The organism is Paenibacillus sp. FSL H3-0469 (genome assembly GCF_038051945.1).
Classification (GTDB): Bacteria; Bacillota; Bacilli; order Paenibacillales; family Paenibacillaceae; genus Paenibacillus_AQ.
Genome location: NZ_CP150302.1, coordinates 1,819,035 through 1,836,410, shown reverse-complemented (window position 1 = coordinate 1,836,410; position 17,376 = coordinate 1,819,035). Strand labels below are relative to the sequence as shown.

14 protein-coding genes are annotated in these 17,376 nt (G+C 55.6%); 13 read left to right on the top strand and 1 reads right to left on the bottom strand.

What is annotated here, in order from left to right:
- Positions 1-101: 101 nt before the first annotated feature.
- From deoB to NSS83_RS08120, 6 genes are all read left to right on the top strand, one after another.
- Positions 102-1,280 carry a phosphopentomutase gene (gene deoB / locus NSS83_RS08145; RefSeq protein ID WP_341348014.1) on the top strand — a complete coding sequence of 393 codons (1,179 nt, stop codon included), beginning with the start codon at positions 102-104 and terminating at the stop codon, positions 1,278-1,280.
- A 19-nt stretch (positions 1,281-1,299) separates the two neighbouring features.
- A complete protein-coding gene (locus NSS83_RS08140) occupies positions 1,300-2,124 on the top strand; it encodes a purine-nucleoside phosphorylase (RefSeq protein ID WP_341184884.1) in 825 nt (274 codons plus the stop codon).
- A gap of 61 nt (positions 2,125-2,185) precedes the next feature.
- On the top strand, positions 2,186-3,049 hold the full coding sequence (locus NSS83_RS08135) for a purine-nucleoside phosphorylase (protein ID WP_341348013.1): 864 nt from the start codon (positions 2,186-2,188) through the stop codon (positions 3,047-3,049).
- On the top strand, positions 3,049-4,380 hold the full coding sequence (locus tag NSS83_RS08130) for a pyrimidine-nucleoside phosphorylase (protein ID WP_341348012.1): 1,332 nt from the start codon (positions 3,049-3,051) through the stop codon (positions 4,378-4,380). Before NSS83_RS08135 ends, NSS83_RS08130 begins: the two co-directional genes overlap by 1 nt.
- A 163-nt stretch (positions 4,381-4,543) precedes the next feature.
- Entirely contained in the window at positions 4,544-4,930 is a 387-nt protein-coding gene (locus NSS83_RS08125; RefSeq protein WP_341348011.1) for a hypothetical protein, read from the top strand.
- A 165-nt stretch (positions 4,931-5,095) separates the two neighbouring features.
- The gene (locus tag NSS83_RS08120; RefSeq protein ID WP_341348010.1) at positions 5,096-7,555 is read left to right on the top strand and encodes a hypothetical protein; all 2,460 of its coding nucleotides are present in this window, start codon (positions 5,096-5,098) and stop codon (positions 7,553-7,555) included.
- A gap of 118 nt (positions 7,556-7,673) precedes the next feature.
- On the opposite strand, the gene NSS83_RS08115 is transcribed toward NSS83_RS08120, so the two are convergent.
- Positions 7,674-8,723, bottom strand: a complete 1,050-nt coding sequence (locus NSS83_RS08115) for a serine hydrolase domain-containing protein (protein WP_341348009.1) — start codon at positions 8,721-8,723, stop codon at positions 7,674-7,676.
- A 246-nt stretch (positions 8,724-8,969) separates the two neighbouring features.
- On the opposite strand from NSS83_RS08115, the gene NSS83_RS08110 reads away from it, so the two are divergent.
- The 7 genes from NSS83_RS08110 (at position 8,970) to NSS83_RS08080 (ending at position 17,244) form a co-directional block, all read left to right on the top strand.
- Positions 8,970-9,920 (top strand): DUF1177 domain-containing protein, encoded by a 951-nt coding sequence (locus NSS83_RS08110; protein WP_341348008.1) that lies wholly within the window; start codon positions 8,970-8,972, stop codon positions 9,918-9,920.
- Between the two features lie 102 nt (positions 9,921-10,022).
- Complete coding sequence (locus tag NSS83_RS08105; protein ID WP_341348007.1) at positions 10,023-10,691, top strand: AroM family protein; 669 nt, start codon at positions 10,023-10,025, stop codon at positions 10,689-10,691.
- A 17-nt stretch (positions 10,692-10,708) separates the two neighbouring features.
- Positions 10,709-11,653, top strand: a complete 945-nt coding sequence (locus tag NSS83_RS08100) for an aminopeptidase (protein ID WP_341348006.1) — start codon at positions 10,709-10,711, stop codon at positions 11,651-11,653.
- Positions 11,654-11,833: 180 nt separating this feature from the next.
- A complete protein-coding gene (locus NSS83_RS08095; RefSeq protein ID WP_341348005.1) occupies positions 11,834-12,505 on the top strand; it encodes an aspartate/glutamate racemase family protein in 672 nt (223 codons plus the stop codon).
- 1,033 nt (positions 12,506-13,538) lie between these two features.
- The gene (locus NSS83_RS08090) at positions 13,539-15,065 is read left to right on the top strand and encodes a PucR family transcriptional regulator ligand-binding domain-containing protein (protein ID WP_341348004.1); all 1,527 of its coding nucleotides are present in this window, start codon (positions 13,539-13,541) and stop codon (positions 15,063-15,065) included.
- Between the two features lie 241 nt (positions 15,066-15,306).
- Positions 15,307-16,317 carry an ABC transporter permease gene (locus NSS83_RS08085; RefSeq protein WP_341184893.1) on the top strand — a complete coding sequence of 337 codons (1,011 nt, stop codon included), beginning with the start codon at positions 15,307-15,309 and terminating at the stop codon, positions 16,315-16,317.
- A gap of 105 nt (positions 16,318-16,422) precedes the next feature.
- Positions 16,423-17,244: an ABC transporter permease gene (locus NSS83_RS08080; protein ID WP_341185258.1), complete on the top strand. Its 822-nt coding sequence runs from the start codon at positions 16,423-16,425 to the stop codon at positions 17,242-17,244.
- The last annotated feature ends 132 nt before the right edge of the window (positions 17,245-17,376 follow it).

Genomic DNA, 17,376 nt, shown 5'->3' with positions numbered 1-17,376 from the left:
CATACTGAAGAAATCGCTCCCGGGAGAGGTTCTCCCGGAGTTTCTTCATGCTTAGAGCACAGGGCAGAATTATGCAAACTATAAAAGGAGTGAAGACGGCAATGTCCTCATTTAAACGCATCGGATTTATTGTTCTGGACAGTGTAGGAATCGGTGAAGCGCCGGATGCCGCTAATTTCGGAGATACAGGCTCCCATACGCTCGGACATATTCTGGAACGGGTTCCGGGTCTTAAGCTTCCGAATCTGCAGCAGCTCGGGCTGGCGAATATTGCGCCGCTGCCGCCGCTTGAACCGGTAACAGCCCCTACAGGCTATTACGGCAAAATGCAGGAGGTATCTGTAGGCAAGGACACGATGACCGGCCACTGGGAGCTGATGGGGCTGAAGATCGAGGTTCCTTTTAACACCTACTTTGACGGCTTCCCGGCGGAGCTGATTGAGAAATTCGAAGCGGCTACCGGACGCAAGGTCCTCGGCAACAAGCCAGCTTCCGGTACCGAGATTCTCGTGGAATACGGCGAGGAGCAGATGAAGACGGGGGCATGGATTGTCTATACCTCGGCGGACAGCGTGTTCCAGCTTGCGGCGCATGAAGATATTATCCCTCTGGAGGAGCTGTACAGCGCCTGTAAAATCGCCCGTGAGCTGACGATGGCTCCCGAGTTCTCCGTAGGCCGCGTGATTGCCCGCCCTTATGTCGGCGAGCCGGGAAATTTCGTGCGTACACCTAACCGCCATGATTATGCAGTGAAGCCGCCGGAGCCAACGGTGATGAATGCGCTGGAGGATATCGGCAAGGATGTGATTGCTGTCGGCAAGATCAATGATATTTTTACCGGAGAAGGGGTAACCGCAACCTATCCGACCAAAAGCAATGAACACGGCATCCAGATTACCATCGACGAGCTGCGCAAGCCGTTTGACGGATTCCTGTTCACTAATCTGGTGGACTTTGATTCCCTCTACGGCCACCGCCGTGATCCGGAAGGCTACGGCCGTGCGCTGGAGGTATTCGATCAGGCGCTGCCTGAGCTGCTCAGTACGCTCGGTGAGGATGATCTGCTGATCATCTCCGCAGACCATGGCAATGACCCGATCCATGCCGGAACGGACCATACGCGTGAGTATGTGCCGCTCTTGGTCTACAGTCCGAGATTCAAGACTCCCGGCAGCCTGGGCATCCGCCAGACCTTCTCGGATGTGGCCGCGACAATCGCCGATAACTTCGGGGCGAAGGCTCCGAAGTACGGGACAAGCTTTTTGGCTCAACTAATCTAATTCTGGAGGAAACCAAACCATGACCAGTGTGACTCTTAACCATATTCAAGAAGCCGCCGTATATATCAAAGATAAATGCACCGTCGCCCCCGAAATCGGGCTGATCCTGGGCTCCGGGCTCGGCATTCTGGCGGATCTGATCACAGATGAAGTTGTTATTCCTTATCATGAGATTCCTCATTTTCCGGTGTCCACGGTAGAAGGACATGAAGGTGAGCTGCTGATCGGCATGATCGAAGGCCGCCGCGTGGTCATGATGAAGGGACGCTTCCACATGTATGAGGGCTACGGCCCGGAGGTTACAGCCTTCCCGGTACGGGTGATGAAGGAGCTGGGCGTAACCAGCCTGCTGGTCACCAACGCTGCCGGTGGCGTCAACACTGAATACACACCGGGCGATCTCATGCTGATCACGGATCATCTGAACCTGACCGGACGCAACCCGCTGAGCGGACCGAATGACAATGCGCTGGGCGTACGGTTCCCGGATATGTCCTCGGCGTACAGCCCGCGTCTGATTGCAGCCGCCAAGGAAGCTGCTGCGGGACTGAATTTCGAGTTCAAAGAAGGTGTATACGCCGGTCTGCTCGGACCGAACTATGAGACCCCTGCTGAGATCGTAATGCTGCGCCGCCAGGGAGCAGATGCCGTAGGCATGTCCACCGTATCCGAGACCATCGTTGCCCGTCATGCCGGAATTGAAGTGCTGGGCATTTCCTGTATCACCAACATGGCTGCCGGTATTCTGCCGCAGCCGCTGAACCATGCAGAAGTGATGGAGACAGCCGAGCGTGTGCGCGAGCAGTTCCTCAAGCTGGTGCTGGCTTTTATACCGAAAATGTAGTTTCTGCTTCACGCTATAGCGCATCCTATAATACACAATTCATATCCGGGAGGATCAACCTATGACAACACCAACAACAGTCCCATACGGCACTCAAGTGAAGGAAGCCGCTGCTTATATTCAGTCCAAATTCGGCGGTTATACACCGGCTATCGGCCTTATTCTGGGTTCAGGTCTTGGCGACCTGGGCGATCAGATTGAAGATGCCGTCTACCTGCCATATGAAGAAATTCCGCATTTTCCCCATTCAACGGTAGAAGGTCATGCCGGACGGTTCGTAATCGGTAAGCTGGAAGGCAAGGATGTAATGATTATGCAGGGCCGTTTTCACTATTATGAAGGTTATGAGATGCGCAAGGTAGTTCTTCCGGTCTATGTAATGGCTAAGCTGGGCATCGGCACCCTTGTCATTACCAACGCTGGCGGCGGAATGAACAGAGCGTTCAAGGCAGGCGACCTGATGCTGATTACTGACCACCTCAATATGACTGGCGACAACCCGTTGATCGGACCGAATGATCCGGAGCTTGGCGTAAGATTCCCTGATATGTCCAGTGCGTATGACCCTGAATATATTGAACTTGCGAAAAAGCTTGCAAGCGGAGTTACAGGTGTCGACGGTGAAGCGCTTGTCCTGCAGGAAGGCGTATATGCCGGCATCAGCGGCCCGACTTATGAGACCCCGGCTGAGCTGAAAATGCTGGCTTATCTCGGCGGCGATGCCGTGGGAATGTCCACCGTGCCGGAGGTTATCGTAGCCAGCCACAGTAAGCTGCGCGTGCTCGGCATCACCTGTATCACCGACATGGCGATTGGCGACGAGCTGGAGCCGCTCACCCATGAGCAGGTGGTAAAAGTGGCGAACCTGACCAAACCTAAATTCATCGGACTGGTACGTGCCTTCGTCCGTGAGGTACAGGTCTGATGCGTGCTGTTGATCTCATTCAGAAAAAAAGAGATGGCGGTGAGCTGAGCCGTGAAGAAATTGCTTTTCTGATTCAAGGCTACAGCAAGGGGGAGATCCCGGATTATCAGATCTCCGCTTGGGCCATGGCTGTGTATTTCCGCGGTATGAACGCGCGTGAGACCGGCGACCTGACCCTGGAGATGGCGATGTCCGGCGACCAGGTGGACCTTAGCCCGATTGCGGGCATCAAGGTGGACAAGCATTCTACAGGAGGCGTGGGCGATAAGACAACTGTTGTGCTTGCACCGCTGGTCGCAGCGGCCGGAGTACCTGTAGCCAAAATGTCCGGGCGAGGCCTGGGCCACACCGGAGGCACACTGGATAAGCTGGAGTCGATCACAGGCTTCTCGGTGGAGATGGACCGGGAACGGTTCTTCGCCCAGGTGGGCGAGATCGGTGCAGCCGTAATCGGCCAGTCCGGCAATATCACGCCAGCAGACAAAAAGCTGTATGCCCTGCGTGATGTGACGGCCACGGTAGAATCCATTCCGCTCATTGCCAGCTCCGTCATGAGCAAGAAGATTGCCGCAGGCGCGGACGCCATCGTGCTGGATGTGAAGACCGGCAGCGGTGCGTTCATGAAGACGCTTGACGATTCCATTGCGCTGGCCCAGGCGATGGTAGATATCGGCACTCACCTTGGCCGCAACACGGTAGCGGTCATCAGCGACATGGACCAGCCGCTGGGCTTCGGCATCGGGAATGCCCTGGAGATCAAAGAGGGCATCGAGACCTTGAACGGCCACGGGCCGAAGGATCTGCAGGAAGTCTGCCTGATCCTGGGCAGCCAGATGCTCGTTCTTGGCGGCAAGGCAAAGGACGAACAAGAAGCACGTTCCATGCTGCTGTCCCATATCAAGGACGGCAGTGCGCTGAATAAGTTCAAGCAGATGGTGTCGGCTCAGGGCGGCGATGCTTCGCAGATTGATTCTCCTGACACCTTGCCCGCTGCCCGCCGATTCATCGAAGTCAAGGCGGAGGCCGCAGGCTATGTGGAGAGCATCCAGGCTGAAGAGATCGGTGTGGCTGCGATGCTGCTCGGTGCCGGACGTGAGACGAAGGAGTCCGTGATCGATCTGGCGGTCGGCATTCAGCTCTCGCTGAAGGTAGGCGACGCCGTGGCCGCAGGCGATATTCTGGCAGTGTTGCATGTGAACGATGCCAGCGAAGGCAAGGTGAAGGAGGCCGAAGCCAAAGTGCTGGAGGCTTACCGCATCTCCGCCCAGCCGGTTCCGCCGCAGCCGCTGGTTTTTGCGCTGGTGACTAAGGATGGGGTAACGCGGTACTAGCCGGAACGGAATATACTTTGGAATCTACGTTTATACAAACAAGCCGTACGAATCAGCATGTTGCTGGCGTACGGCTTGTTTTATTTTTGATTAGGAAATTATGATTTACGTCCGATGGGGATAAGTCTTGCATAAAGTTGGGGGGGCTTGGAGCCTCGGCAGGATGACTATATTCTGGATCATTAATAGGAATGACTTCGCTGATTTCACCGAACACATGGACAGCGCGTGGTCATCTGGGCCGGATGTGGTCGAAAAACCGACCACATTCAGTGCAGCGGAGGCGTGTGGGCGGGATATGGTCGAAAAACCGACCACATTCAGTGTGGCAGAGACGCGTGGGCGGGATATGGTCGAAAAACCGACCACATTCAGTGTGGCAGAGACGCGTGGGCGGGATATGGCCGAAAAACCGACTACATTCGGTGTGGCAGAGGCGTGTGGGCGGGATATGGTCGAAAAACCGATCACAGGGGGGATGCCGCAGGCATTTTGTTCTGAAGACATCCGGCTAATTCGGAACGAATCGAACCAAAGAACTGATTACTAGGGTCTAGGGTCAACAGCATACGCAGTTGAAATTGGCTTGAATATGATAGACTACAGGATTCATATGGTAGGAGCCGATAGGTTCTGGATGAATCTGTAGTTCATTTAATAGAGATTGACACTTTAAGCAATGAAGTAGCTGAATTCTGGAGAAGGAGGCCGGGGAATGGCGGTATGGAATACGGGACCTATTGAGAATAATGCCGTTAACGGCTCAAGACCCACGGTATCAACGACTGTAATCATCGTCAATGAAAGTGCAACTCAAAACGCAGTAGTCTTAACTCAGGGTTACAATCTCAGTGGGATCAGAACATTATTTATCTTGAGCCAGGATGAGATTCTACCTAATACGGTGTTTTCAAAGAATTATTATAGTAATCTTAATTCCTTTGAGTTTGTATTTACAGTCACTGGCGGAGCAGTAGACAACACAGAAATATCTGTATGGGGAAAAGGAAGTTCAGGACAGCTAACTACGCCTCATCGCCTAGTCTCAGCAGAATTACTAGGTTATTCTGGAGGGAGTGGTGTGACAGGGGCAACGGGAGCGACTGGTGTAACTGGAGTTGCGGGTGTAGCAGGAGGAACCGGGTCAACAGGAGTTACAGGGGTCACCGGAGCAACTGGGGTTACAGGAGCGACAGGTACAATGGGAGTCACAGGAGCCACCGGGATAACGGGAGTTACCGGAGCAACGGGGAACACTGGAACAACCGGAGCCTCTGGGCTAACTGGAGTTACGGGAACCACGGGTGCAGCAGGAGCAACCGGAACAACAGGAATCACAGGAACGACAGGAGCAACCGGAACAACGGGAGCAACCGGGGTCACTGGAGCGGCGGGCGAGATAGGGATTACGGGTATGACAGGGACAGCAGGAGCTACAGGAGCAACCGGGGCTACAGGGGTCACAGGGACAACAGGAGCTACAGGAGCTACAGGAGCTACAGGAGCAACCGGGGCAACAGGGGTCACAGGAACGACAGGAGCAACGGGAACAACGGGGGCAACAGGAGTTACAGGGGCAACGGGCGAGACCGGGACCACGGGTGCGATAGGGACAACTGGAGCGACCGGAGCAACGGGAGCAACCGGGGCAACAGGAGTTACGGGAGCAACAGGCGAGACTGGGACCACGGGTACGTCAGGAATAACGGGAGCAACCGGGGCAACAGGGGTCACTGGAGCGACAGGCGAGACTGGGACCACGGGTACGACAGGAATAACGGGAGCAACCGGGGCAACAGGGGTCACTGGAGCGACAGGCGAGACCGGAACCACGGGTACGACAGGAATAACAGGAGCGACCGGAGCAACGGGAGCAACCGGGGCAACAGGAGTTACGGGAGCGACGGGCGAGACCGGGACCATGGGTGCGACAGGGACAACAGGGACAACAGGAGCTACAGGAGCTACAGGAGCAACAGGGGTCACAGGAACAACAGGAGCAACCGGGGTCACAGGAGCGACAGGCGAGACAGGGATTACGGGTACGACAGGGACAACTGGAGCAACGGGAACAACGGGGGCAACAGGAGTTACGGGGGTAACGGGCGAGACCGGGACCATGGGTGCGATAGGGACAACTGGAGCGACCGGAGCAACGGGAGCAAGCGGGGCAACAGGAGTTACAGGAGCAACCGGGGCAACAGGAGTTACAGGAGCAACGGGCGAGACCGGGACCACGGGTGCGACAGGGACAACTGGAGCAACCGGGGCAACAGGAGTTACGGGAGCAACAGGCGAGACTGGAACCACGGGTACGACAGGAATAACGGGAGCAACCGGGGCAACAGGAGCTACAGGAGCAACAGGGGTCACAGGAACAACAGGAGCAACCGGGGTCACTGGAGCGACAGGCGAGACAGGGATTACGGGTACGACAGGAATAACAGGAGGGACCGGGGCAACGGGAACAACCGGGGTCACTGGAGCGGCGGGCGAGACAGGGATTACGGGTACGACAGGGACCGCTGGAGCAACCGGGGCAACAGGAGTTACAGGAGCAACCGGTGCAACTGGGGTTACAGGTGCAACGGGAACAACTGGGGTAACAGGAGCGACAGGAGCAACGGGAGCAACGGGGACTACGGGAGCAACCGGGACCACAGGTGTAACAGGAACAACCGGAACCACAGGAGCAACCGGGGTTACAGGAACGACAGGCGCAACGGGGACAACAGGCGTCACAGGGACAACAGGAGCTACCGGAGCTACGGGTACACCTACTCTGGCATTTACCAACACTACAGGATCAATAGCTATCTATCCTCCTTTGAATACAGAAGTCGTTGTTGTTTCGGTGACTCAGAACGAAGCGATCTCTCAGCAGCTGAAAATAGATTACGCTATATCATTAGAAGCTGTTACATCTTCTAACTGGTCAATTGTTGCTGACCTTCGTATCTACCGTTCTGCTACTTTGATCTCTACCAGAACACTTAACCGTAGCGGAAATGCGTCGGGAACGCAACGTTTTCCGATTGCGGACACTTATGTTGATACAGCTCCGGCTACTGCTTCTGTATCCTACCAAGTTCGTGCAATTGTTACCACGGATACCAATATAACCTCAGCAACAGTTATCAATCGAAATCTCAATATTATTACTTTCACGCCCTAATCCCACGCCACCCAGCAGATTAAAACTAAAAGAGCCTTAGCCCAGAAACTGAGCTAAGGCTATAAATGCATCTGAGGACAATTGAATCATACTCGTAACTGCTAAACGGAACATACCGCTACCCCACCGGCAGATAGCCCTCCATAGCAGACATTATCGTGTAAGCCCCGTTACTCTTGTTACAGAGAGCAGTCATCGTTAGGCCACGTTCGGGATAGTATGCGGAGTGGAAGCTGATCCCGGGATCGTAGCCCATGATATGGTACTTCAGGACTTTTTCGCTGGGGCCGGCTTGTATCCAGACTCCATAGCCGTAAAAGCTATCCTCACGCTCATGAATATGCGGAGTCAGCAGCAGGTCCGTTACCGCTGGCGTCAGCAGCTTGTGTTCAAGCAAGCCGCTCCACAGCTTATTCATATCCGCCGCCGTCACAAATGCCCCTCCGTCCCCGCCTCCGACTACCGGAATGGAGTAGATGTTGCTAATCTTTTGCCCGTTGCTGCTGTCGATATACCCTTGCGCGGTGTGGGAAGGAAGCATATCGAGCGCGAAATAACCGGAATCCTTCATCCCGCAAGCGCGAAAAATATGCTGTTCTACATATTCCGTGAACTCCTGTCCGCTGACAGCTTCTACGAGCAGAGCAAGCATGATATATCCTGCATTGTTATAGTGAAAACGCCCGCCTGGGGCGAATTTCATAGGAAGTCCGGCGAACAGCGGGAGAAAATCTCCGGGCCGCCTCAGTGTGTACATCGGGGTCTCGTTCCACAATGCCGCGAAATCCTCCATCTCCTCTTCATCGAAGTAATCCGGTATGCCTGAGCTGTGAGTCAATAGCTGATGCACCGTGACTGCCGGGTCGAACAATGGGAATTCCTGCTTCGGCAGGATGTCCAGTATTTTGGAGTCAAAAGAAAACAACCCCTGCTCCGCGAGCTGGCAGACGGCAATGGCGGTAAATAGCTTGCTGCCGGAAGCGATGGCGAAGCGGGTGTGGACCTGATTGAGCCGTACGTCCCCGATATTAGCCAGTCCAAAAGCTGCCGCTGCAAGGACTTGCTCCCGTTCCGCCACTTGTGCGACCCCTGAGAACCCCGTCCGCCGGGCCTCTTCACTGATAATCTGGACCAGCTTGTCCTTGTTAATCTGATGTGCAGACTTCATCGTATGAAGCACCTCCTGTCTGAAAATAAAGCATCATTACCCTGATATATTTCGCTGCTTGGGAGAATTACCCTTTATTCATTGGCGGTAAGCCGCAAGAGTGTACGCTGCGCGTAAGGTTTATCTGCAAAGGACAAGAAATGCTGTTCCAGTTTGGCAGGGCGGTACATTGTGGACATTTTGGGAGATGGGATAGTATAAATGCAAACATGACAAACATGAGCATGCATCCGGGGAGGAATTAGAATGGCACTTCATCAAACGATTACAGTCTTGAACGCACTGGACAGCGCTTATGTTAACGGTAAGCAGGTCAAGCAGTTATTTGCAGAATATCCTGCAGTTAAGGTTGAGATTCAGAAGGTGGACGGGGAGAAGGGCAGCACAGAATTCGTCAAAATCACGATCCCGGGCAGCGAAGGCAAGCTTGGCGGCGGATCTGCTCCAACGTTCGGCATTGTCGGCAGACTGGGTGGTATCGGGGCACGCCCGAGCCGGATTGGTCTGGTCTCTGATGCAGATGGAGCGGTAGCAGCGATTGCTTCTGCGCTGAAGCTGGCAGACATGCAGACCAAAGGGGATGTGCTGCTGGGGGATGTGCTGGTGACCACTCATATTTGCCCGGATGCTCCGACCCTGCCGCACGAGCCGGTGGATTTCATGGATTCTCCTGTGGATATTCTGCAGATGAATGAGCATGAAGTGCTGCCGGAGATGGAAGCGGTTCTATCGATTGATACGACCAAAGGCAACCGTGTGGTTAATCACAAAGGGATTGCCATCTCGCCGACGGTCAAGGAAGGCTATATTCTGCGGGTCAGCGAGGATTTGCTGCGGATCAAAGAAATGACAACAGGGCAGTATCCGGTTACTTTTCCGGTGACGACTCAGGATATTACCCCTTACGGCAACGGGCTGTATCACATTAATTCCATACTTCAGCCTGCGGTAGCTACCTCTGCTCCGGTAGTGGGCCTTGCGATTACTGCCCAGTCTATGGTTCCGGGCTGCGGTACTGGTGCCAGTCATGAGGTGGATATTGCTCAAGCGGTGCGTTTTGCTATCGAGACGGCCAAGGAAGTAACGCAGGGCACATGTGCTTTCTACAACGAAGCAGAGTTTGCCAAAATTACTGAGCTTTACGGCTCCATGAGCGTGCTGCAAACGCTTGGTAAACCGGCAGTCACTTCTCACTAACAAGATAACAGATGTACATGTACAGTCAGGCGCTGAGCTTTCTTCAGCGCCTGCTCTGTTAGCACAGCTTGGCTGTAACCCATAGCGTCTGGAGGGATAAGGATGAAGAATATCGGGCTGATTACAATTGGGCAAGCGCCCAGGCAAGATGTCGCGCCTATCATTGAGAAATATCTTGAAGGCAAGGCGGGACTGGTACAATCCGGGGTCTTGGACGGTTTCACGGCTGAACAGGTTAAGGAATATTACAGTCCGGCCCCGGGGGAGTATGTGCTGACCACCCGTATGACAGACGGGTCTGCTGCGGTAATCTCCCGCGAGCGGATACAGACCGTTCTGCAAGGGAAGATTGATGCTATGGAAGCCGCTGGGATTCGGACGATCCTGCTAGCTTGCACGGGAGTTTTTCCGGGGCTGCATACATCTGCTGCCCATCTGATTGAGCCGGACCGGATTATTCCACCGGTCGTGCAGGCGATGCTGGACGGGCGCCGTCTGGGATTGATCGGACCTTTGCCCGAGCAGGAGGACGCAATGATTGAAAAATTCGCAGGAGCCGGAGTGCGGCTGCCGTTTGCAGCGGCTTCACCTTATACCGGTACGGAAGCGGATTTTCGCGCCGCAGCAGAGCGTCTGCGGGATCATGCGGACGTGATAGTGCTTGACTGTATGGGATATGTGGAGCAGCATAGACAGTGGGCGGCCTCCGCAGGAGTGCCCGCCGTGCTGTCCAATGCCCTGATGGGCAAGCTGGTAGCAGAAATGGTGTAATTCGGGAGGAAATGAAGATGAGTGAAGCAAGAATAGCAATTAGTATGAACGTTCTTAAGGATTGTCTCGGGGTTGCCAGCGGAGAACTGCTGGCCGTAGTAGCTGATGATGATAAGCGTGATCTGGCTGAGTCGGTCTATGAGGCAGGCAAGCGGCTGGGAGCGGAATCGATGCTGCTGGTCATGCAGCCGCGGAGCAGATCGGGGGAAGAGCCTCCGGCTCCAGTTGCCGAAGCTATGGCTAAGGCGGATGTGGCCGTATGCATCACGACACATTCGATGACACATACGGCGGCGCGCAAGCAGGCAGCCGCGGCAGGAACCCGGGTAGCTACCATGCCGGGGATCACCGATGATATGTTCAGCCACGGCGCGATCACTGCGGATTATGGGCAGGTGAAGGCGCTGACCGAGCAGGTCGCTGCGCTGTTGTCTGCGGGCAGCCGGGTGCGTGTGGAGAAGGAAGGGATGGTTCTTAGTTTCTCTATTGACGGCCGGGATGGCATTCTCAGCACCGGGCTATACCTCAATCCGGGCGAATCAGGCAATCTGCCCTCAGGTGAAGCTTATATTGCACCGCTGGAAGGTACAGCTACCGGCCAGATTAAGGTGGATGGCTCGGTAGCAGGGATTGGCGCACTGGATGGCCCGATGGTGCTGACCGTGGAAGATGGACGGCTGATCCATGCCGGCGGGGAGCATGGCGGCAAGCTGCTGGACATGCTTGGCGATGGCGATGGCCGGCTGCTGGGCGAATTCGGCATCGGGACCAATAACAAGGCCCGGATTACAGGCGTGGTGCTGGAAGATGAGAAGGTGTACGGGACGATCCATGTTGCTTTTGGCAGCAATAATACGTTTGGCGGGGTCGTTGCGGCTGGCGTGCATATTGATGCTGTGGTCATGAAGCCGGATGTGTATATCGACGACAAGCTGATTATGCAGGCTGGGGAGCTGCTGTAAGCAGAATGAAAGCTGCTGATTGCAAGGTTAAATAAGCCGCACCACAGATTTGGACGGTGGGTGCAATCGCCACTGTAGTGAACCTTTGGATTTCCGGCTGCTATTGCTGTTTACGGCTGAAATAGGGTGGCTGGTTATGCTTTTGCAGCATCTAAATCAAGGCGGTCAGGAGGAGATAGGATGCTTGGAATCATACGTGTCATTACATTGCAGGAGAACTCTGCAATCCAGTTACATGGAGATTTAATTGAGCGGCGGTATGGTCTGCCGGTGATGAGCCGCTGCATCCCGGATCAGCCCCGGGGTGTGTATGATGCGCAGACTGAGGCGGAATCCATTCCGAAGATTATAAGGCTTGCCGGGGAACTGGAGCAGCAGGGATGCACGGCTATCGGCATCAGCTGTGCTGCCGATCCGGCACTCTTGGAAGCCAGGGCAGTGGTGAATGTTCCTGTGCTGGGAGCGGGCTCCTGCGCGGCCCATATGGCTATGGCTTACAGCAACCGGGTGGGCGTGCTGACGATCCTGGAAGAGGTGCCGCCGCTCATCCGCGGTATTCTCGGCGGGGCCTACATTGGCATGGACCGCCCCGATGGCGTGACGACCACGCTGGATCTGGGCACGCCTGCCGGACGGGCAGGCGCGCTGGCGGGGGCCGCCCGGCTGGTGGAACGCGGTGCTGAAGTCTTGGTGCTGGCCTGCACCGGCTTCGCGACCATCGGACTGGCGGCGGAGCTGGAAGAGCGGCTGGGCATCCGCGCGTTCGATCCGATTCTCTGCCTCGGGGCCGCTGCCGCTGCGTCAGCCTCTGGTACGGGAGCTTCTGCTGCGGGAGAGGTGCATCGCTCGTAGTTAGCCTTGTGTTGGACGGTTTTGCAATTTGTTGAAACTCGCTGTTGCTCTAAGTGTGGGGCAGACTACGTGTGTAGGCAATGTGTGGCAAATAATGCGTGAAAATCAATGTGTGGCAAACTAATAGCTGGTCTTTTCAAAGCGTTCCTCCTGGCTCAGGCCGGGGGACGCTTATTTGTTGTTTAGGGATTGGAGGAGCACAAGTGCCCTGAATTCGGCAGATTGACTATGAGGGGAGTATTGGCGGGGAGAGCTTTGGGGAAGCAGGAGAGTGGGGCGGCGTGGATGAGTATCTTTTGAGTAACATTTGGCATTTCATGTGTTCAGTGAATGGGAGGGGAGACAAATTAGGGAACAGTTAGTTAAAGATCTGTTGAATCGTTGTGGTTAGCTGTGCTGAATAGAACAGTTAGTGAGGAGAGTAACCAGGTGAATTATAGTTGGTCAGGTACATAGGGAGTATGATGCAGCGCTATAGAATGGGAAATAGCCAGAAGGTGTAGAGTACTAAATTGGTTAGAGCACTTAGCCATAGGTAACATATCTGCATACATCTGCCGCGCGTAATCAAAGGGATAAATCCCTCTGAATTCGGCGAAACGCGCTCGCCGCTGGTAATCAAAGGGATAAATCCCTCCGAATCCGGCGAAACGCGCCCGCAGCTCGAAATCAAAGGGATAAATCCCTCTGAATGCGGAGAAACGCGCCCGCTGCGCATAATTAAAGGGATAAATCCCTCTGACCCGCCTCCCTACCTCCCTCTCTCACCATTTTCCAATTTGCCGCCCCTATCTCTGTCCCTAGTGCTACTAACCCCTTCCCCCAGCAACCGCTCCCGTCGCATCCACCACCATCCAATTTCTTCCTAATGCGTTTTCACACCGAAAATATCACCAACTGGATACGAATTTCCTGTGGCTCGGCAGGAATCTCTGATAAACTAGCGGGAACGCAAAAAGTGGCTGGCGGCAGAGATATAGCATATTTCAGGAAAAATCATGAAATACTGAAGACAGCAAAGGGAGGCGGAAGGGTGAATACACGAGGAATTACGCTACGGGAGCTAATGGAGCTCTCGGTTCTTGGGAAAGCGAAGGTCATCAGCGGGGAGCAGGGGCTGGACCGGGTGGTGCGGTTCGTCGATATTATGGAGGTTCCGGATCTGAAGGGCTGGATCAGCGAAGGGGTGATGCTGCTGACGACAGCCTATTCAATCCGGCATGATCCTTCACTGCTGACCGAGGTGATCTACACGCTCGACAACCTGGGGGCAGCGGCGCTGGCGATCAAGCCGGCCCGCTTTCTGAAGGAGATCCCCCAGGGGGCCATCGAGGCCAGCAATGCCTGCGGTCTGCCGATTGTGGAGATCCCGCCCGAGATTCCGTACACGGATATCACCCAGCCGGTGATGGAGCTGCTGCTGGGACGGCAGGCTATGCTGCTGCGCCGGGCGGAGGAGGTCTACCGCACGCTGACCACCATGGTGCTGGAGAACAGCGGCATTCAGGCGGTCAGCGATAGTGTGGCGGAGTTCCTTAAGGCCCCGGTGGCACTCGTGGATACGGAGCGGAAGATTATTGTATCCTCACCGGCAGACTATGACTGGGCGCAGAGCGCCGCACCGCTGAGCTGGAACATCCATGTGGACCGCCGGACGGTTGCCCGGCTGCTCGTCCACAAGGAGCGGCTCGATGATATGGAAGAGGTGGGCATAGAGCAGGCCCGGCTTGTTTTTGCCCTTGAACTGATGCGGCGTAAGGTAGCCGAAGATACGGAATTCCGGCTGCGCGGCAACTTCATCGATGAGCTGCTGACTCCGCCGCTGCCGTCGAGACATGAGGTCCAGCGGCGGGCCCGCCAGCTCGGGATGAACCCGGAGCACAAGTGGGAGGTGGCCGTCATCGAAGGGGAGACGGCACCGAGCGAGGAGACGGTGAACCGGCTGCTGGAGCGGGAGGCGAAGAAGCGCGGGGTCACACCGCACGCAGAGTACCGTTCGAGCCGGGCGGTGCTGTTCCTGCCTACGCAGGAGGGGCGCAGGTTCACGCCGGGCGGTGACGCAGAGGAGCCGTGGGACAAGACGCTGGACGGCTGGCTGCAGGACAAGAACGAAGGCTTAAGCAGCTACCGCTGCGGTATCGGCACCTCGGAATATTTGTGGGACATCCACACCAGCTATAACGAGGCGCGCAAAGCGCTGTCCATCTCCAGAAGGCTGGGACAAGGTCCCGGCGGGATCACCCGCTATGAAGAGATGGAGGTCTATCATCTGCTGGAGGGGCTTGGCGGTCCCGGATTCGAGCGGCTGTTCGAGCGTAAGCTGGGCAAGCTGCTGCAATACGACCAGGAGCATGACAGCAATATGCTGCTGACCTTCTATCATTATCTGGAATGCCGGGGCAGTCTGATTGAGACAGCGAACAGCCTCTATATCCACCGCAACTCCGTCAAATACCGGCTGGAGCGGATTCGGGATATCACCGGCTTCGATCTGAATGATCCGCGCGAGCAGTTCGTCTGTCATTTGTGCCTGATTTATTACTACCTCCAGGAAAAATAGGGCGCTTTGGAAGATTTCTGGAATGTCGTGTGAGTAAATCTAACATTCATAGTCCTTGATAGTGCACAATCGACAAACGGTTGTGCATTTTTTTAGCTGAACGGGACGTAGAGTGACTGTGAAATTCTATGTAGAATTAGCTCAACACTTTAATAAGACAAAGCATACACGCATTACCTGACATGAGAGCGTAATTCCGTCACAGAGGCACAGCAGTCGAAGTCGTAAGGGGGTTGATTCATTGTTTGCTTATACATTAAAAAGACTTCTGCAGATGATTCCAGCCTTGCTCGGCATTATCGTCATCACCTTCATTCTGTCGAGAGTGCTGCCGGGCGATCCTGCGATTATGCTGGCCGGAGAGCAGGCTCCAGAGGAGATTGTGAACAAGATCCGCCAGGATATGGGGCTGGACAAGCCGCTGTATATCCAGTTCTTCGCTTACATCGGGCAGCTGCTGCAAGGCGATATCGGCTATGCCTATCACACGGGACATTCGGTCGCCAGCGATCTGGCCTCACGCTTCCCGGCTACGATTGAGCTGACCCTGGCCAGCATCCTGATTGCCGTTCTAATCGCCATTCCGGTAGGCATTGTGGCCGCTACCCGTAAGGAATCCCTGCTGGATCACATCTCGCGTGTGTTCTCCCTGATAGGTGCTTGTGTGCCGATCTTCTGGCTCGGACTGATGTTCATCTATATCTTCTACTCCATTCTGGGCTGGGCACCGGCACCAATGGGACGGATCAGCGGGGATCTTAACCCGCCGGTGCATATCACCGGGCTGTACGTACTGGACAGTCTGCTCTCCGCAGATACCGCCGCACTCAAAAGCAGTCTCGCGCATCTGCTGCTTCCGGCGATCTGCCTCAGTACCGGCACGATGGCGATCATCGCCCGGATGACCCGCTCCAGCATGCTGGAGGTGGTCGATCAGGACTTCGTCCGCACCGCCCGGGCCAAGGGGCTGCGGGAATCGGCTGTCATCTACAAGCACGCGCTGGTCAATGCGCTGATTCCTACATTAACGGTGCTCGGACTCCAGTTCGGCTTCCTGATGGGCGGTGCGGTCATCACGGAGACCATCTTCTCCTGGCCGGGAATCGGCGGCTATGTCACCGACTCCATACTGGCGGCGGATTACGCGCCGATCCAGGCGTTCACCCTGGTCAGTGCCGTGCTCTACTGCGGAATTAACCTGGCGGTCGACCTGATCTACGGGTTCATCGACCCGAGAATCCGTTATGAATAGAACAGCTTGTGTGAAAGGAGGAGATTGCTTGTGAGCACTGCAGCACATTCAGCACAGGGCAGCCCGGCGAAGCCCGCACAGGCTAAGCCCCGGACCCTATTATCTCTGCTGCTGCACAACCGCCTGGCGGCCATCGGGCTGACCTTCATCCTGATCTGGACTATGGTAGCCATCTTCGCCCCTTGGCTGGCTCCGCATGATCCGTTCGTCACGGATATGGCGAGCAAGCTGCAGCCGCCCTCCGGCAGCCACTGGTTCGGAACCGACAACTTCGGCCGGGATATTCTCAGCCGGGTGCTGTACGGCGCACGGATCAGCATCTGGACCGGCCTGATCGCGGTCTCGATCTCCTTTCTGATCGGGATGCCGCTGGGCGGGATTGCCGCTTACTACGGCGGCCGGACCGGAACCATCATCATGCGGGTCATGGATGTATTGCTCTCCTTCCCTTCACTGGTATTGTCGATGGCGATTGCGGCCTCGATAGGCGCCGGACTCAGCAGCGCAATGATCGCCGTCGGCATTGTCGGCATTCCCGAATTCGCCCGGCTGATGTTCGGCCAGACGGTCTCGCTGCGGGAGAAGGAGTATATCGAGGCCAGCCGCGCCATTGGAGTGAAGGATAGAGTCATTCTGTACCGCCACATTCTGCCGAATGCCCTGGCTCCGCTAATGGTGCAGGCTACGCTCGGGATGGGCTTCGCCATCCTGACCGCGTCCAGTCTCAGCTTCCTGGGGCTGGGGGTCAGACCCCCGATTGCCGAATGGGGCGCGATGATCTCTGAAGGCCGGGAATATATCATTTCCGGGCAATGGTGGCTGGTTACTTTTCCAGGCCTCGGCATTGCCACCTCTATCTTAGGCTTCAACTTACTCGGAGACGGCTTCCGGGATGTGCTTGACCCGCGGTTGCGTTCGGGGAAATGAGGCGTAGCAGGGGAATCCCCCAAGGCTGCCCCATCCCTGATAAAGATAGATAGATTAATGTCAGCTGGAACGCAGGGCGGCAGACAATCATCAGCAGCACAAGTAGTTGTTATGCAGGCAGGATATAGAAAA